This window comes from Halalkalibacter urbisdiaboli (genome assembly GCF_002156385.1).
GTDB classification, from domain to species: domain Bacteria; phylum Bacillota; class Bacilli; order Bacillales; family Bacillaceae_D; genus Halalkalibacter_A; species Halalkalibacter_A urbisdiaboli.
In genome coordinates, this window is record NZ_MVJM01000001.1 from 310,015 (window position 1) to 327,189 (window position 17,175).

General features: G+C 39.7%; 17 protein-coding genes and 1 riboswitch. Of the genes, 2 read left to right on the forward strand and 15 right to left on the reverse strand.

What is annotated here, in order from left to right:
- Positions 1–79: 79 nt before the first annotated feature.
- From B1R93_RS01565 to prsW, 4 genes are all read right to left on the reverse strand, one after another.
- On the reverse strand, positions 80–1,909 hold the full coding sequence (locus B1R93_RS01565) for a bifunctional homocysteine S-methyltransferase/methylenetetrahydrofolate reductase (protein WP_088102235.1): 1,830 nt from the start codon (positions 1,907–1,909) through the stop codon (positions 80–82).
- Positions 1,910–1,938: 29 nt separating this feature from the next.
- Complete coding sequence (locus B1R93_RS01570) at positions 1,939–3,051, reverse strand: methionine biosynthesis PLP-dependent protein (RefSeq protein WP_088102236.1); 1,113 nt, start codon at positions 3,049–3,051, stop codon at positions 1,939–1,941.
- 264 nt (positions 3,052–3,315) lie between these two features.
- Positions 3,316–3,423: riboswitch (SAM riboswitch) on the reverse strand.
- 71 nt (positions 3,424–3,494) lie between these two features.
- Positions 3,495–3,659 (reverse strand): hypothetical protein, encoded by a 165-nt coding sequence (locus B1R93_RS22865; protein WP_165763701.1) that lies wholly within the window; start codon positions 3,657–3,659, stop codon positions 3,495–3,497.
- Between the two features lie 23 nt (positions 3,660–3,682).
- Positions 3,683–4,330, reverse strand: coding sequence for a glutamic-type intramembrane protease PrsW (gene prsW, locus B1R93_RS01575; RefSeq protein WP_088102237.1), 648 nt, complete (start codon positions 4,328–4,330; stop codon positions 3,683–3,685).
- A gap of 74 nt (positions 4,331–4,404) precedes the next feature.
- Here prsW and B1R93_RS01580 point away from each other — a divergent pair, with 74 nt between their 5' ends.
- Complete coding sequence (locus B1R93_RS01580) at positions 4,405–5,370, forward strand: asparaginase (RefSeq protein ID WP_088103362.1); 966 nt, start codon at positions 4,405–4,407, stop codon at positions 5,368–5,370.
- A 68-nt stretch (positions 5,371–5,438) separates the two neighbouring features.
- On the opposite strand, the gene B1R93_RS01585 is transcribed toward B1R93_RS01580, so the two are convergent.
- The 11 genes from B1R93_RS01585 to B1R93_RS01635 form a co-directional block, all read right to left on the reverse strand.
- Complete coding sequence (locus B1R93_RS01585; protein ID WP_088102238.1) at positions 5,439–6,626, reverse strand: MFS transporter; 1,188 nt, start codon at positions 6,624–6,626, stop codon at positions 5,439–5,441.
- A 41-nt stretch (positions 6,627–6,667) separates the two neighbouring features.
- The gene (locus B1R93_RS01590; protein WP_088102239.1) at positions 6,668–7,630 is read right to left on the reverse strand and encodes a YpdA family putative bacillithiol disulfide reductase; all 963 of its coding nucleotides are present in this window, start codon (positions 7,628–7,630) and stop codon (positions 6,668–6,670) included.
- 82 nt (positions 7,631–7,712) lie between these two features.
- A complete protein-coding gene (locus B1R93_RS01595) occupies positions 7,713–8,975 on the reverse strand; it encodes a Glu/Leu/Phe/Val family dehydrogenase (protein ID WP_088102240.1) in 1,263 nt (420 codons plus the stop codon).
- A gap of 200 nt (positions 8,976–9,175) precedes the next feature.
- Complete coding sequence (locus B1R93_RS01600; RefSeq protein ID WP_088102241.1) at positions 9,176–10,093, reverse strand: D-alanine--D-alanine ligase family protein; 918 nt, start codon at positions 10,091–10,093, stop codon at positions 9,176–9,178.
- A 345-nt stretch (positions 10,094–10,438) separates the two neighbouring features.
- Positions 10,439–11,032: a genetic competence negative regulator gene (locus B1R93_RS01605; RefSeq protein ID WP_088102242.1), complete on the reverse strand. Its 594-nt coding sequence runs from the start codon at positions 11,030–11,032 to the stop codon at positions 10,439–10,441.
- A 115-nt stretch (positions 11,033–11,147) separates the two neighbouring features.
- Positions 11,148–12,059, reverse strand: coding sequence for a MerR family transcriptional regulator (locus tag B1R93_RS01610; protein WP_088102243.1), 912 nt, complete (start codon positions 12,057–12,059; stop codon positions 11,148–11,150).
- Positions 12,060–12,159: 100 nt separating this feature from the next.
- Positions 12,160–12,927, reverse strand: coding sequence for a metallophosphoesterase (locus B1R93_RS01615; RefSeq protein ID WP_088102244.1), 768 nt, complete (start codon positions 12,925–12,927; stop codon positions 12,160–12,162).
- A gap of 19 nt (positions 12,928–12,946) precedes the next feature.
- On the reverse strand, positions 12,947–13,330 hold the full coding sequence (locus B1R93_RS01620) for a hypothetical protein (protein WP_088102245.1): 384 nt from the start codon (positions 13,328–13,330) through the stop codon (positions 12,947–12,949).
- A 156-nt stretch (positions 13,331–13,486) separates the two neighbouring features.
- A complete protein-coding gene (locus B1R93_RS01625; RefSeq protein WP_088102246.1) occupies positions 13,487–14,389 on the reverse strand; it encodes a hypothetical protein in 903 nt (300 codons plus the stop codon).
- A complete protein-coding gene (locus B1R93_RS01630; RefSeq protein ID WP_088102247.1) occupies positions 14,386–14,916 on the reverse strand; it encodes an RNA polymerase sigma factor in 531 nt (176 codons plus the stop codon). The genes B1R93_RS01625 and B1R93_RS01630 overlap by 4 nt, the downstream gene beginning before the upstream one ends.
- Before the next feature lie 208 nt (positions 14,917–15,124).
- On the reverse strand, positions 15,125–16,336 hold the full coding sequence (locus B1R93_RS01635) for a M20 family metallopeptidase (RefSeq protein ID WP_088102248.1): 1,212 nt from the start codon (positions 16,334–16,336) through the stop codon (positions 15,125–15,127).
- Between the two features lie 595 nt (positions 16,337–16,931).
- Here B1R93_RS01635 and B1R93_RS01640 point away from each other — a divergent pair.
- The gene (locus tag B1R93_RS01640) at positions 16,932–17,162 is read left to right on the forward strand and encodes a hypothetical protein (protein WP_245308166.1); all 231 of its coding nucleotides are present in this window, start codon (positions 16,932–16,934) and stop codon (positions 17,160–17,162) included.
- Positions 17,163–17,175: the final 13 nt, after the last annotated feature.

Below are 17,175 nucleotides of genomic sequence, written 5' to 3' on the forward strand. Positions count from 1 at the left end.
GGAAACAAAACTAGGCTTTTCGTCAAAACAAATTGCCGAAAGCCTTAGTAATTCGTTTCCAACCTTAATGAAGATTAATTTATTGCTGTAGTAATGTTTGTGCTTCAATGTACTGTGCGAGTTCAACCGTCATCTCATAACGCAAAAATGGGGTAATTAAATAAATTCCATTGAAATACTGTAACGTTGTATCAATCAGAGATTTAGCAATCTGGATCCCTTCCTTCATAGCGGTCTCCTGATTATCACCGCAAGCAGCCATTGCTTGACGTATTTCATCGGTTAATTTAATTCCCGGAACTTCGTTATGGAGGAACTCGGCATTTCGCGAACTCACTAAAGGCATAATTCCAATATAAATTGGTTTATCTATATGCTTTGTTTCATTGTAAAGAGCTTCAATTTGTTTCTCACTGTAGATTGGCTGAGTCATAAAATAATCAGCACCACTTTCAATCTTCTTTTCCATCCTCTTTACAGCTTTTTCTAAGTGGCGCACGTTTGGATTGAAGGCTGCTGCAACAGAAAAATTCGCTTTTTGCCCTAACTCTTTTCCAGAAAATGAGATACCCTCATTTAATTGCTTAATCATCGAAATGAGCTGGAAAGACGAAACGTCATACACCGATGCAGCCCCCGGAAAGTCTCCAACTTTTGTTGGATCCCCTGTAATTGCTAAAACGTCATCAATTCCTAATGCATGCAGACCCATAAGATGGGACTGTAGCCCAATTAAGTTTCTGTCACGACATGTAACATGTAAAAGAGGTCTGGCCCCAATTTGCTCCTTTACCATCGCTCCTAACGCAAGATTATCAACACGTGGCGAAGCTAGTGAATTATCGGCCATTGTTACAGCATCAACACCTACGTCTTTTAGAGCCTTCGCTCCAAGCATAAATTTGTGTGTGTTTAGCTTTTTAGGTGGATCTAATTCAACAATGACTGATTTACGTTCATTAACGATTTCCGGTAAAGGCTTAAGCTTTCGTTGTACTTGAACCATTTGTCGACCTTGAACCGGAATAGGACGTACTGTTTTATCAGTAACTGGTTTCATCCTCTTTGCCACTTCAGCAAAAGCTTTAATATGCTCAGGTGTTGTTCCACAGCAGCCACCTAACAAACGAACACCTTGGTTGATGAATTTCTCACCCATATCAGCAAAATAGTCAGGGTTCGATTGATAGAAAAAGCGCCCATCACGATAATCTGGTAAACTCGCATTTGGATATACAGATAAATATGCATCCTTCAATAATGGTACTGACTCTAGTGAGCGAAGCATATGGAAAGGTCCCATTCGACAATTTAATCCGACTACATTTGCTCCAACAGTCATCAACTGGTTTAACGCATCAGCAACCGGAATTCCGCCGTTTAATACACCAACCTCACCGAGGGAAACATTGACGATTATCGGTAGATTGGTCAACTTCCGAGCAAGTCCGACTGCCATTTTAGCCTCATCTAAATCATAAAATGTTTCTAGTAATAAACCATCTACCCCTTCTTCAAGCAACACATTCATTTGCTCTGAAAAAGCTATTTCTACCTCGCGTAAGCTTTCTTCCTCAAGCTGGAAACGACGAACGCCTCCGATCGTCCCAACAACATAAGCTTGGCCATTTGCAGCTTGTCTTGCCAATGAGACAGCAACACGATTTAATTCACCAATCTTTGTTTCTAATCCATATTTCTCCATCTTCAAACGATTCGCTGCATACGTATTCGTTTGAATGACATTTGCTCCGGCCTCCACGTAAGCACGGTGCGCTTCTAAAATGCGTTCAGGGTCTGTCAGATTCACTTCTTCAAAGCATTGGTCGATTCCTTGCTCATAAAGCAGGGTCCCCATTGCTCCATCCCCTACAAGAACTTCTGTTTTTAATTTATCAAGTAAACTCAAAGCCTTCCCTCCCCCGATACTATCTAGCTTTACTGGTGCTCTTGTACATAACGAAATGCTTGGTCTAAGTCAGCAATTAAATCCTCTGCTCGCTCAATCCCTACTGAAAAACGTAATAATCGGTTGCACACTCCATTGGCAAGACGAATCTCTTCAGGAATGTCCATATGAGTTTGTGTTGCTGGATACGTCATTAAGCTTTCTACTCCACCTAAACTTTCAGCAAAAGACACTAGTTTTAATTGTTGCAAAAACGGATTAACCCATGATTCTGATAGGACACGGAAGGAAACCATTCCGCCACGACCAGGATATAGCACATCGGTAACCCCTTCATGTGATTCAAGAAATTCAACGATTTTCTTCGCGTTTTCTTCATGCTTTTCCATCCGTAAAGCTAAAGTTTTCATCCCACGGACGAGTAGCCAAGAATCAAATGCTGACAACGTTCCACCAATACCATTATGATAATACGCTAGTTTTTCACAAAGCTCTTTTCCTTTGCCGACAATTAAGCCTGCGATCACATCATTATGTCCACCTAAGTATTTCGATGCGCTATGGATAACAATATGAGCACCTTCGACAATTGGTTGCTGTAAAAGCGGGGTATAGAAGGTGTTATCAACAATTAATAATACATTATGTTTATTTGCAATCCTTGCTAAATCAGGAATAGATGCTTCCTGCATTAATGGATTTGTAGGAGTTTCAATAAATAATGCTTTTGTTTTTTTAGAAATCTTTGCCTCAAAGGCATCAAGGTCTCTTGGGTCTGCGTAGGTAAATGATAATCCCCAACGATTCCAGCCTTTTTCAAAAAGGCGATACGTGCCACCATATAAATCCTGTGACGCTAGAATTTCATCGCCTTGTTCAAACAACGAAAAGACCGTTTGAATAGCTGCCATGCCTGAACTACATGCAAAGCCTTGATCCCCTTCCTCCAACGTCGCGATCGCCTTCTCAACCACTTCCCTCGTTGGATTACCCGTTCTTGCATAGTCATAACCAGTAGATTCGCCAATTCCCGCATGACGATAAGCGGTTGATAAATAGATTGGTGAATTAATTGCACCAGCTCTTTCATCAATTCGGTTGCCGATTTGTACTAAAATTGTCTCTAATTTGTCTCTGTTCATTCCGATTGTCCCTCCATGTTTGCTCCAGTCCTTCATATCAATTAGAAAGGAGGCATTATGAAGCCACTGAAAAAGGTATAAAACAACCTTTTTAAGCGCCTCTTATTAAGTAGCAATGGCTCCACACGTTGCTTCGAGGGCATTGAGAAAGGGAAAAGCACCCTTTTTCTGAGCCCTCTGCATTATGCCTTCTTAAACTATCTGACCTATAAAAAACACCTTCTTCAAAAGTAAGAAGAAGGTGTTTGTCTTGTCATCAGCTTCTTCTTATCTTCCAAGTCTATCAGGACTTGATGGATTTAGCACCTGACCTGTATCGGCTGGTTGCTGAGACTTCGTCGGGCCATTCCCCTCCGTCTCTCTTGATAAGAAATCATATGGATTCATGTAAAATGCATTGACCTAAAATTACAACATATTGAACTGATTTGCAAGAACATTTTTTATGATTCTGGTGCTGCGTCAATATGTAAGTGTTGAACATTCCCACATACACACTGTTTAAAACCCGTTTCATACTCACCATTCTCTTTTTGTCTACCGCGTAAAATATATTTTTCGCCACATTCAGGACAGCGGATGACAACACGATAACGAGCCTCTGTCATGCTTTTCCCTCCTCGTTCATTCTTTAACCATCCAAACGATGGGCAAGCTTTACTTTCTTTAATGCTACCCACCATAATAAAAACATAAACGGGATCATTCCAAATAAAAAATAGACGTTTAATAATACTAATATTAAATCATAGCTGCCATGGAGTAAAATCGGAATTAATAATGAGACATAGAGAAAAAAAGATTGTCTAGTTTTATCAAATTTGGCACGACCAAAATAATAACCCATAATAACACCAAAAAGCGCATGACTTGATACAGGCAGTAATGCTCTGCCTATCGCCATTTCCACACCATTCGCTAACAAATAGAATACATTTTCCATCGATGCAAAACCTAAAGATAATGATACCCCAAATACGATTCCATCATACCGCCGTTTAAATTGGGCATGCTGGTAAACAAAAAAGAATAAGAAAAACCACTTAAAAAATTCTTCAAAAGAACTATATAATATAAGAGCCCGTGAAATAGGATCATTAAAGTAGCCTTCTACAGTAAAGGCATATTGAAGTACCATGACTGGGAAAACAAGAATAGCTCCAATGATAAAAGTACGTAGCACAAGTGCATTTGTCCGTGCCTCGTATTGATCGCGTAAATAAAAATAAGACAAAAGCGCCATTCCTGGAGCAATTGCCGCTGTGATGATAGCAAACAAAATAGGTCCTACCTTTCTCGTTAAAACCCACTCAAACGAAGAAATTAATACTTTAAAAAAAGAGGTGTTCAATGATGAAAAAAATTCTAGTTTTACATACTGGTGGAACCATTTCGATGAGTGAGAATGACCATGGGGCTGTTCAGCCTAATGTTGTAAACCCATTATATTCCACAATCGAATCGCTTTCAAGCATTGCTTCTGTCATTGTTGATGACTTTGTAAATATTCCATCGCCACACATGACACCACCACTCATGTTGCAATTAGCAGAACAACTTAAGGAACGGGCTGAAAAAGAACAGTTTGATGGGGTTGTTGTTACACACGGCACAGATACACTTGAAGAAACTGCTTACTTTTTAGACTTGCAATTAGATTGGCAAAAGCCAGTCGTCTTTACAGGTGCGATGAGATCTAGTAATGAATACGGTTCTGATGGTCCTCATAATCTTATTACCGCTGTCCGAACCGCAGCAAGTGATGAAGCAAAGGGAAAAGGGGTACTTGTTGTTTTTAATGATGAAATCCACACTGCAAAAAATGTAACAAAAACGCACGCAAGCAATATTGCAACCTTTAAAAGTCCACAATACGGACCGATTGGCATTATTACAAAACGGGGAGTCCATTTTCATCATACTCCGCTAGAATTTGATAGCCTGCCAGTTGATAAATTAACGAAAAACGTTGCTCTATTAAAAGTGTATACCGGTATGGATGAACAGATCATCGAAGCGATCGCCCCTCATATTGATGGACTGGTTATTGAAGCGTTCGGTCAAGGTAATATTCCACCAAACCTAACTGCTTCGCTAGAACAATTAATCAACAAAGGAGTACCAGTCATTCTAGTTTCTCGTTCTGTTAGTGGTATAGTCCAAGACGTATACGATTATCCAGGTGGAGGTCGAGCGCTAAAGAAACTCGGTGTCATTTTTACAAACGGTCTAAGTGGACAAAAGGCACGTTTGAAATTATTGGTCGCCTTAGAGATGACATCTGATCAAGAGAAACTGCAAAAGTTATTTCTTACTTAAACTCATAAGTGAAAAGGTGTCCTAAACGGTCATAAACAGACCTATTAGGACACCGTCTTTTCTCTCATCTACAGCCCTACGCTTTTTGAAAAGTGATTCTCATTTTTATTACGATGATAGCGAACATAAAATAAGAAAATCAGTACTGAGGCCATCAAGGTTACAAACGCCATCATTTGATAAAGAAACTGTGAACCAAACTGTTCAAGGAGCCAGCCTCCCCCTGTGCCTCCTATTGCCCCACCAATACCAAAACAAACAGACGCTAACAATGCTTGACCTGTACTTCGTAAATGTTCTGGAACCGTTTTAACCGCCATCTGCATGGCAATTAACCAAAAGAGGCCAAATGTGACACCTTGTAAAACTTGTAGAAAGGTAATAAGATATGCTGAGCTGATGACTGCATAAAGAGCCCACCGTATCGTGTACATTATGGCTACAAGACTGAGTAGTAAGAGCTCATTATACGCCGTAATTTTTTTAGATAAATAATAAAAAATAGGAACTTCACTTAATGCAGCCAATGCCCAAGCAAGGCCTATTAAAAATGTAGTTGCTCCTAACCCTTCTAAGTGAAGAACGATCATCGTATCATTAACGCGATGTGGGATTAGTACAAGTAAACAAAGACCTAAAAAGACCATAAATACACGATTTTTTAAAAGAGTACTAGCAGTTTTTAAATGCACTGGCTTACTTGAACGATCTTGCTCCTTCAAAAATAGTAGCATTAGTATCGTTAACAACGTTGTCACAAAAAAAGGAACAAAGAGTTGCTCTATCCCAATCCTTTCTAAGATTGGCCCTGAAATAATAGCGATAAAAAAGAAGCCAAGTGAGCCCCAAAGTCGAATTTTCCCATACTCATGCTTCTGACTCCCAAGACTTTTTAGGCTTATACTGTCAATAAGCGGGGTACATGGTGACAAAGCAAAATGCATACATAAAAACGATAAAAAAACAAACCAGAAGTTCTCTGTAAAAAAGATTCCAAAACTCGTTGCAATTACACTAATATAAAGTAAGACTAAGATTCCTTTTATTGTTTTATATTTATCACTTATAAATCCAACAACAGGCTGTGCCACAATACTAATTAACGGTGCAACCCCCATAATTGTTCCTATCTCAACTGCACTAAAGCCTTTTACATGTAAGAATAACGGTAAAAACGGTAAGAAAACCGCTTTTCCTCCTAGATGAAGAAAAGTTAATCCTTTTAAAAATGAGATTTGTTTTCCTTCATAATTCACAGCCTTCCCCCAATCTCTGCCTATCTCTTCTTTAAAAACAACTACATCCTTCTAGAAATTTCCTCGGCAATAAATTCTCCATGAAAACGTCCGTTTTCGATAAAGATCTCATTCGCGTTATTTCCTGCTGCAATAACACCAGCAATAAATAATCCACTTACGTTCGTTTCCATCGTTTCTGGATTAAAACGTGGTCGACCTGACTCATCATCCACTTCTACACCCATTTTCTTTAGAAAAGAATGATCAGGGTGGTACCCTGTCATCGCAAATACAAAATCAGCTTTAGCTCTTTTTTGCTGCTGATCTACAGTATAAATCACTTCATTTTTTGTTATTTCTTTCACATTTGCCTTAAATTCCATTTTCACTTTTTCATGCCTCACTAATGAGTCAAACTCAGGCAAAATCCAAGGCTTAACACTTGAGGAATATTCACTTCCACGGTATAAAACAGTAACTCTTGCACCGGCTTTTTCAAGCTCTAACGTTGCGTCAACTGCTGAGTTTTTCCCACCAATGACAACAACATCCATATTAAAATACGGATGAGCTTCTTTAAAATAGTGAAAGACATGGTCCAAATCTTCACCTGGTACTCCCATCATATTTGGTGAATCATAGTAGCCAGTAGCAATAATCACATAACGAGCTTCATATTCGCCTTTTTCAGTTTTTACAAGGAAATGCTCGTTAGTCTGCACGACTTCTGTCACTTTCTCATACGGATGCACACGGATTTTTTTACGTTTTGCCACTTCACGATAATAGACAAGCGCCTGATTCCGTTTAGGCTTTCGTTCTTCGGTGACGAAGGTCACATCCCCAATTTCTAACTTCTCACTAGTACTAAAAAAAGTTTGGTGTGTCGGGTAGCGATAAATTGCACTTACAATTTGGTCCTTTTCAATAACGAGCGGATCATATCCTTTCTTCATACAAGCAATGGCTGCAGCTAAGCCACAAGGACCTCCTCCGATAATAATAACCGTTTCCTTTTTCATCTCTCCACCTACTTTTTCATAACGTTCAAAACCCTTGCATCACATGATACAAGGGAGATTCATTTTGTTTAATTATACCAGATTAAATCCAGCCACGGAAACGAGATGCTTCAGCCATCTTCCGAACACCAACCATATAAGCGGCAAGTCGCATATCGACCTTTCTTGAACGCGCTAAATGATAGGTACTATCAAATGCCTGAATCATTACAGCCTCAAGCTTTCGTTCAACTTCTGCTTCGGTCCAATAATACCCTTGATTATTTTGAACCCATTCAAAATATGAGACCGTCACACCACCAGCACTAGCTAGAACATCTGGGACTAGGAGAATATCTCGTTCTGTTAAAATGTTCGTACCTTCAATCGTCGTTGGCCCATTTGCTGCTTCAACAACAATACTCGCTTTTATCTGATGAGCGTTATCTTCTGTAATCTGGTTCTCGCTCGCAGCCGGAACAAGAATATCACATTCCTGCTCTAAGAGCTCCTCATTAGTCATCGTCTCTTTGAACAACTTCGTTACTGTCCCGAAACTATCTCGCCTATCAAGTAAATATTCAATATCAAGACCTTCGGGATCATATAGAGCACCGTACGCATCTGAAATTCCAACAACGAGTGCTCCTGCATCATGCAAAAATTTGGCCAAGAAGCTGCCCGCATTTCCAAACCCTTGAATAATCACACGCGCATCCTCTAGGTTCAGGCCTTTCTTTTTTGCTGCTTCTTTAATGCAAATTGTTACCCCATTTGCCGTTGCTGATTCTCTTCCGTGTGAACCTCCTAATACAATTGGTTTACCTGTTATAAACCCTGGAGAGTCAAATTCACGAATACGACTATATTCATCGAGCATCCACGCCATAATTTGTGAGTTCGTAAAAGCATCTGGGGCTGGAATATCCTTCGTTGGCCCAACAATTTGACTAATAGCCCTAACATAGCCTCGACTCAAGCGCTCAAGCTCACGGAAAGACATTTGTCGTGGATCGCAAATGATCCCACCTTTTCCACCACCATACGGTAGATCGACAATCCCTGCCTTTAAGCTCATCCAAATCGAGAGTGCCTTTACCTCTTTCTCGGTCACATTTGGGTGAAAACGAACACCGCCTTTTGTTGGCCCGACAGCATCATTATGCTGAGCACGAAATCCAGTAAAGATTTTCGTAGAACCATCATCCATTCTTACTGGAATACGAACTGTTAACATTCGAATCGGTTCTTTCATAAGTTCATACATTTCATTAGGATACCCTAGCTTATCTAAGGCTTTTTTGATAACCTTTTGTGTAGAAGCAAACACATCTAGTTTATCCAATTGCTTTTCTTTTTCATCCATCTTTTTCACCTCAAAAATGTAAATCAATCAAACCATCATTATGTAGTAACGCTTCCTTCGTCTACTATAAAGAATGAAGCTGTATTTTACCAGCAGCTAAACTAGAAGACGCTATTACCTTTTTGACGTTTTCACGAAAAGAAACGGCACGAAAAGGTAAAGTCCCTATCGTACCGTCTGTGACAAATTCTTGTAGTCTTTTACTTATTTAATGAAAGGTGGATTAGTTTTTCAACCATATCCTCATAAGATAAACCAATTTCTCGAGCCGCGTCAGGATATAAACTTGTCGGTGTCATTCCAGGCAAAGTATTCACCTCAAGAATGACAGGATCTGTTTCATCCTCAGGTACAATGAAATCTACACGCGAGTATATGTTACAGCCTAAAGCCTGGTGAGCGAGTACGGCATGTTTTTGAACGTATGCGGTTTGCTCTTCGGTTAGTCTTGCTGGTACAAAATGTTCACTCCCACCAGCAGCATATTTTGATTCATAATCATAATATTTATTTTTAGGAACGATTTCTACAACAGGCAATGCTTTTTCTGAACCTCGGTTCCCCATCACCGCGACTGTTACCTCTTTACCAGCTATAAACTCCTCGAGCAGGACTGTTTCATCTAAACGAAACGCCTCATCAATGCCATTTAACAATGCTTCCTGATCTTCAGCAATTGTTAGCCCTATTGTAGACCCTTCCTGATTAGGTTTCACAACAACCGGAAACGGAATCGACGTTTCAAATGACTCACGCTTATAATGATGTTTATATAGCACTTGTTCTTTTGCAACACGTGTCCCTTCACGGGCAAAAAACACTTTAGCCTTCGCCTTATCCATTGCTAAAGCTGAACCTTGAACACCTGAGCCTACATAAGGCAAATCAAGCATATCTAGCATGGCTTGAACCTTGCCATCTTCTCCAAAACGGCCATGTAGTCCAATAAATACCATATCCACATCAAGCTCTAACAATTCATTTAATTTATTTGGGTGAAAATCGATCCCAATAACCTTATGCCCTTTTTTTTCTAATGCAGCGATAATTCCTTTCCCCGAGGATAAAGAAACATCACGTTCAGCGGAAACTCCTCCGTATAAAACGGCAATTCTCATAGCTGGATCACTCCTACAATGCAGTATGTATTACTAGTATATTCGCCTATACTCTAAATGGAACTAGTCTCAAATATTGTACCATAGAATAACTTTTCGGGCGCTTTTTTCTCCTCTTAAACAAGAAAATAAGCCAAGCACAAACCGCTTGGCTGCCGCCGCAAATCCTTGCGGCTATTTAAAACATGAGCCAAGCACAAACCGCTTGGCTGCCGCCGCAAATCCTTGCGGCTATTTAAAACATGAGCCAAGCACAAACCGCTTGGCTGCCGCCGCAAATCCTTGCGGCTATTTAAAACATGAGCCAAGCACAAACCGCTTGGCTGCCGCCGCAAATCCTTGCGGCTATTTAATAAATGTATGGTATATGCGGTAGACGGCCTCTAGTTCCATTAGGCACTTTCCGTATTCCTCTACTCGGTATGTTGTTATCGTTGATGGGCTTCCGAATTCGGATAAAAGCGCGATAAAGGCTTCCTCCTCGATTCCTTCAAGATCATAATCCTCAAACCTTAAATAATATGCCTGTTCAAAGGAGTAAAGAGTTCCTCCAACTACGCCGAAAGGATAAAGCCTTGCTGAAAGTTCAATGACATCCTCAAAATCCTTGAACGCATAAAACACATCATCTGTTTCATCAAGTGTAACTTGCATCTCAATGTATCCTTCTTCAAAATCATCATCAAAGTCTTCATCGGGATTGCCCTTTGTCACAATAAACACCATACCTTGTGCGGGCATCGCAAACACTTCAACAGCGATTGGACCGTCTACTTTAAAGCCTAATTCATCATCAGCCTCGTGCATCATATCTCGAAATAAATCATGAACTTTCGGTACATCCTGCCACAAATCTTCTTTTGTTATACCACGTTCTTTCATATCGTCAAACGTTAAAAACACTTTAAATTTATTCATGGCCAAACGTTCAAGACGCATCGATGACCCTCCTTTTTCCGAGCCCCTTCCTCCAAGCTCGTTCCGTAAAAAGCAGTTCTTACAATACGGTATGTATGGACATAAAAGAAGGTTCTTGATCAATATGCCAAACATACTAAAATTGATGAAAATGTTCTCTCATCCACTGCTCCCATTCCTGTTTCGACTGACCGACTAAATACTTGTTATATTGTTTTTTTGATTCCTCTGACATTTCATCAAAGGCAAAGCCACCAGCTCCAATCAGTAATGAAGGAAACTCTTCCTTTAAAATATCAAGTAATTGTAATGTTTTTTGAAGGTTTTTGCGCATTGTACAGGATGTAAAAAACATTTTAGCGCCAATTTCCCGTAAAACAAGTTCTACATCCTCATTTGGGATTCCTGCTCCTAAATATATGACTTCAAACCCTTTTCTGCGGAGAAATAAAGTATAAATAAGGAGACCAAGCTCGTGAGTTTCATTTGGCCCGCATACTGCCAAAACTTTTGGTAAATATCCGTCAATCGGAAGACTTTGAAAAACCATGCCTATTTTCGTTCGTAGAAACGATGTAACAAAATGTTCATGAGCTGTAGAGATTTTTTCGGTTTCCCACATTTGCCCTACTTTTACAAGTAATGCACCAAGAATATCAATGGTGACTTTTTCAATTGTAAATAAGCTAAAAGCCTGATTCAACAAAAGGTTAGCCTTATTTTCCTCGAATAAAAGCAGTGCTGTTAAAATGTCGTCTGACAATTGAATCGAATGGTCGACTAGTTCTATTCCGTCACTAGTTTGAAGCGAAACATTTCCCTTCTCATATAACCCAACAGCTTGTCCAATTGTAAAACCTTTGTTTACTTTATCAATTAACCATCGTAAAATCGCTACATGTTCATCAGAATAGAGTCGGTGGCCGGCTTGATTCCGAATCGGTTCAACAATTTGATAACGACGCTCCCAGGCTCGTAGTGTCCCTGGCTGAATACCAAGCATTTTTGAAATTGCTTTAATATTATATTTCCCTTCTCTTGACGCCATATTCTACTACCCCCTATTACGGAGTTAATTTCACGCTCCGTACCGCCGTTTCTATTGGATAGTATAGCGAAACCAAAACTTTGTGTAAACTTTGTATAAGCTATGTCGGCTTTTTTCGCAATGTTAAGAGATGTGTTTCGGCAGGTGCACCAAGTCGAAGGGGCAGACCTGTCGTCCCGTATCCATTACTTATCAATTGAACGAGTCCCTTTCTACACTTGATTCCACCCTTTTCAGCCAGCCCCCAACCTAGCAACCTAATTTGCCCTCCGTGAGTATGCCCGCTTAGGATTAGAGAAAAAGGGTGTTGAATAGGTAAATAATCAATAACCTCAGGGTAATGACTTAATAAGATGCAACAATCATAATGTCCCGCTTTCTCATATAGTTGTAAATGGCAACTCCTAAATCTTTCATGATGCACTCCAACAAATGCTAATGAGGACGAGTCGCGTTCAATCTCAATAAGTCTATCGTTTAACTCAACTACACCGTTACGTTTAAAGCACGCACGTAGCTTAGTACCATCAATCTCGATATCATTGTTTCCCCAAATAAAAAAGGTCGGTGCGATTTCTACAAGCTTCTTTACATTGTCCTCGACCCTTTGAATCGGTACCCGCTTTTCAAGTAAATCTCCTCCTATAATGATTAAATCACAGTTTTTTACGATTTTCTTAAGCATCTTGTCTGAAATCCGTCTCCGGTGAACATCTGATATAAAATAAATCCGAAACCCATCAAACAACTCGGGAAGATTTTTCACTTCCAGCTCTTGATGACGGATTCGATTTCGATGAGCTTCGATAAGCATATATAAAAGCAGCAAACTACCTATACCAACTACAAAAAAAACGATAAGCTTCACAAAAACCGTCTCCTAGTCATTACTTCACTCTTTTTTCTAAATTGACGTCCATTATACCATAAGTCAGCGCTAGGCTTAGCGCAAAGACAGCAAGTACCCATCCCTTTAGTAACAGATGAACCCAAGAAAGACTTGCTAGAACGATAAATAGTAAGGTCAAAGGCTCTCTCTTAATTGACCAAAGATAGCGACAAGCGTCTTGAACAAAAATGGAATACGCCAAAAACCCTATTATAAAGGATAAGCTGGCTAATAACAGCTTATGCGGCGAAAAGAGTAGCTCCCCGATCACATGTGAAAACGTCCAAACTGGGGGTGTAGGAAAGATCGTAGCGGTTGCAGTTATTCCACCATATGCAGCAATTAGCAATAAACATTTCCGATAAATAACATATGCATCCACAGCCCAGACTCCTTTAAATATAGTCCTCTATTATATGCACCGTAATATGAGTCCATGTTCTTTATCTCACTAAAAAAAGGTTGTCCAACGAGGTGCATTACCTCATTGGACAACCTTTTCCCACCATGAACCACTCATAGTGGGAACTTCAGATGATTATTGTGACCACGTAAATTCCGTTAACATGTAATTTAAGTGAGCATGAAATGCTTCCTCTAACTCCCCAACTAGGGTTGTTTCAAGAATAAAATAACGTCCCTCTCGTTCAATAACAGCAACATATTTAGTACGCGCATTCGCAGTGTCTAAAACCATTAACTCCTCTGAAATTAACTCTGGACGATGGATTGTAAACAGCTTATCCTCGGTAATATCATAATTTTTATTTTCTTCTCGGATAAAAGTAAGAACCTCAGCAACAGAAGAAAATGCATCGGTATATTCTGTCACAGTTAAAATAGGAGGTTCAATCCGCCCTCCCCCGAAGTTTGCAAAAATTTGCAAAGCATAGCCTTCCCTCGAAGCAACAGGGTCAACTTCAAACTTTTCATCAACATATGTTACAAAGCCAAGCTGCTCAACTGACACACGTTTTGCTGTAATGGTCTCGTCCTGTCCTTCTTTATTTAGTGCAAACTCTTTATGTTCTGTTATCCCTGTAGCAAAAATCGCCGCTTCATTTTCACTAGATTCATCTGTCTCTACATCATGTTTCAGCGCTGTATCATTCTCCTCTTCAGTCCTTCGATTTAAAAATTGCTCTTCCTCCTCTGTTTCCGTAACTTCTAATGCAGTTGCCTCTCCAATACTACTTGTATCCGATGTTTCACTATTACTATGTGCCCCTTCTAAGTCAAGCTGATTTAACGTTAATACAGAGCCTATCCCGATTGCAGCTACAATCATCGCCACCGCCTGCCAATGACGAAAAAAGATTCTACGTTTCGGTTTCACTTCTTTTTTTATTTGTGACATAATCCGTTCTGACGATGACACTGTCGGCATTTCATCATATTGCTTTTTTAATTTCCCCATTATTTCATCTAAGTTATTGCTCATAGCTGTTCACCTACTTTTTCAAACTTCATTTTAAGCTGCTGTTTCGCTCGGAGCATTCTTGTTTTCACTGCTCCCTCGGTCACCCCAAGAACTTCAGCAATTTCTTGATAGCTTTGATCATGAAAATAATGAAGAATAATCGGTATTTTGTATTTATCGTCCAATGTTTGAATGTATTCATGTAGTGTGCGTGTTTCCTCATCAAAGCCATGTTCAATAAACATCTTTTCTGGTACTTGTTTTTTTAATTCAAGTGTTTTTCGTTTTTGACGCTGCTCATGGCGATACATATCACGAACAACATTTAACGTTATTGAATAAAGCCAGGTCGTAAATTTCCCCCGATCGTGTTTATCAAGAAAACGATACACTTTAATAAACACCTCTTGTGTGACATCCTCGACACTTGCTTGATTCACCCCTAGCTGAAAGGCAAATTTTTCTACTGTTTTTATATGGTTTTCAATGAGCTGCCCAAATGCAGCATCATCACCTTGCTTTGCGCGCAAAATCAACTTTTCTTCCATTTCGTTAACCCCCGATATTGGTGTACACCCATCCTTGCATTCCATCAGAATTTACAAGGCTATCGTTTTTTTATCTATTTATGAAACGACGGAATTGTATATATAGTTTCATTTTTTTATAACAGATCGTCCAATTTTAAAAAAACCCACTATGGGTGATTCCTCACAGTGGGTTACGTAATCCTTCGACCTAGACTATATCTAAATGTTACAGCTTTGTTTTTGCTTTCGGTTGAACCTCTTTGTTTCTATCTAGAAACCGAATGGCATTCCCAGCTAATAGCTTTGCAGCGATTAGCATTGCTCGTTCATCGAAATCAAACTTTGGGTGATGGTGTGGGTACATGATTCCCTCTTCTTTATTTCCTGCTCCCGTAAAGAAAAACGTACCAGGAACTTCCTTTACATAATATGAAAAGTCTTCCCCTCCCATAATCGGTTCCATCTGATATACATGAGTATTAGGGTGAACTCCATCAGCAAACTCAGCAAATAATCGTGTTTCTTCAGGATCATTAACAAGAGCTGGGTAGCCTTTTTCATAGTTATACGCATACGTTGCCCCCATTGCATCACAAATCCCCTTCGTTGTTTGCTCGATCCGTTCTATGACCAATTGCTGTATTTCAGGATCAAACGTCCTAACCGTACCAATTAATGTTGCCGTATCAGCAATAACGTTAAATGGCCCACCAGCATGAAATGCCCCTACACTAACAACTGCTGATTTAAGTGGATTCACGTTACGACTAACAATATGTTGTAGACTTTGAACAACTGAAGAGGCAACGGCAATAGCATCAACTGTTTCATGAGGGGATGCCCCATGCCCTCCCCGACCATGAACCTTGATTTCAAAACGATCAGCAGCGGCCATGATTGGTCCAGGACAATACCCAATATCCCCCAATGGCATCGTCGACCATAGATGTGTACCATATATCGCATCAACACCATCAAGACAACCGTCTTTTATCATCTCAATTGCACCACCGGGAGCAATTTCCTCTGCAAATTGATGGATAAGGACGACCGTCCCTTGCAATTTTTCCTGATGCTCCATTAACACCTTCGCGACTACTAAAAGAGTTGCTGTATGCCCATCATGTCCGCATGCATGCATCACTCCAGGATTTTTAGAGGCAAAAGGGAGGCCAGTTTCCTCTTGTATCGGCAATGCATCAAAATCCGCTCGTAATGCGACCGTTTTTCCAGGTTTTCCGCCTTTTATGTATCCGACCACCCCACGACCGCCAACACCGCACTTTACTTCAACACCTAGCTTTACCAAATAATCGGCAATCATCCTCGGTGTCTTTTCTTCTTTAAAGGATAGCTCTGGTTCTTGATGCAACATACGACGAAGGTCAACCATTTCTCCAAAGCATTCTTCTAATCGTTGATATAGGTTTTCGATCATTGGTCAAACCTCCTAACCTTTTACTCTATTTTACCTGTGATAACGCAAAAAGAAAATAAAGGATTCATGGTTGATGACATTTATTTGAAACAAAAAATAAGCCGAGCATATCGCTCGGCTACCGCCACACCCTTTGCGGCTTTATTATTCTGATAACTCGGAAAATTTCATTAAACCAATCGCCATAACGATTGCTAAAACCATTGCCATAAAACCGAACCCTAACACTGCCGTAATTTGTACTAATGTCATGATTCCACACTCCCTATTTTAACAAATGTATGTTTTCACTATTGAAATAGTAACATAGGTAGTAATAGTAGAAACGTGATAATTGTGACAATATGAAGAACAACGATGGCTTGTTTTACTTGCATTCAATTGCTCTTTCAGTTAGAATCTTGTCAATCGTATAAACAGGTAAAATTACGTTCACACATTTTCAATTATCACATAGGCTATTAGGAAACTATTTTCGTTTTATAAAATTGTTGCTAGATTCCCTTATCAAATAATTGAAAGTAAAGGAAAAATAAGGTATACTGAATTTATAGATAAGCAAGCGCTTTCATAACTTAGAATTGCTTCAAAGGGAGTGATAGCTTTGATTCTTACGAAGATTACTGATAAAACGTTAGCAACGAATCAAGATTTATCCTTTAACCAACGTATTGGATTACCTATTGAAGTGTTTTGTTCGAAAAAGCTTGAAACGGTTGCCTTCGGACAGATTGAATCCTTTGGCGATACCTACATTCAAGTAAATGGTACACGATATTGCCGTGAATCTTATCTCTTTTTCGGTCAACCGAACCTTACTGCATAGCTTACTACATCGA

What these genes read in the sequence shown, in the direction of transcription:
- B1R93_RS01635 (WP_088102248.1), bottom strand. Translation starts at nt 16,336, where the DNA reads ATGATCGAAAACCTATATCAACGATTAGAAGAATGCTTTGGAGAAATG.
- B1R93_RS01610 (WP_088102243.1), bottom strand. Translation starts at nt 12,059, where the DNA reads ATGGCGTCAAGAGAAGGGAAATATAATATTAAAGCAATTTCAAAAATG.
- B1R93_RS01605 (WP_088102242.1), bottom strand. Translation starts at nt 11,032, where the DNA reads ATGCGTCTTGAACGTTTGGCCATGAATAAATTTAAAGTGTTTTTAACG.
- B1R93_RS01590 (WP_088102239.1), bottom strand. Translation starts at nt 7,630, where the DNA reads ATGAAAAAGGAAACGGTTATTATTATCGGAGGAGGTCCTTGTGGCTTA.
- B1R93_RS01630 (WP_088102247.1), bottom strand. Translation starts at nt 14,916, where the DNA reads ATGGAAGAAAAGTTGATTTTGCGCGCAAAGCAAGGTGATGATGCTGCA.
- B1R93_RS22865 (WP_165763701.1), bottom strand. Translation starts at nt 3,659, where the DNA reads ATGACAGAGGCTCGTTATCGTGTTGTCATCCGCTGTCCTGAATGTGGC.
- B1R93_RS01600 (WP_088102241.1), bottom strand. Translation starts at nt 10,093, where the DNA reads ATGAGAATTGCCGTTTTATACGGAGGAGTTTCCGCTGAACGTGATGTT.
- B1R93_RS01595 (WP_088102240.1), bottom strand. Translation starts at nt 8,975, where the DNA reads ATGGATGAAAAAGAAAAGCAATTGGATAAACTAGATGTGTTTGCTTCT.
- B1R93_RS01580 (WP_088103362.1), top strand. Translation starts at nt 4,405, where the DNA reads ATGAAAAAAATTCTAGTTTTACATACTGGTGGAACCATTTCGATGAGT.
- B1R93_RS01570 (WP_088102236.1), bottom strand. Translation starts at nt 3,051, where the DNA reads ATGAACAGAGACAAATTAGAGACAATTTTAGTACAAATCGGCAACCGA.
- B1R93_RS01625 (WP_088102246.1), bottom strand. Translation starts at nt 14,389, where the DNA reads ATGAGCAATAACTTAGATGAAATAATGGGGAAATTAAAAAAGCAATAT.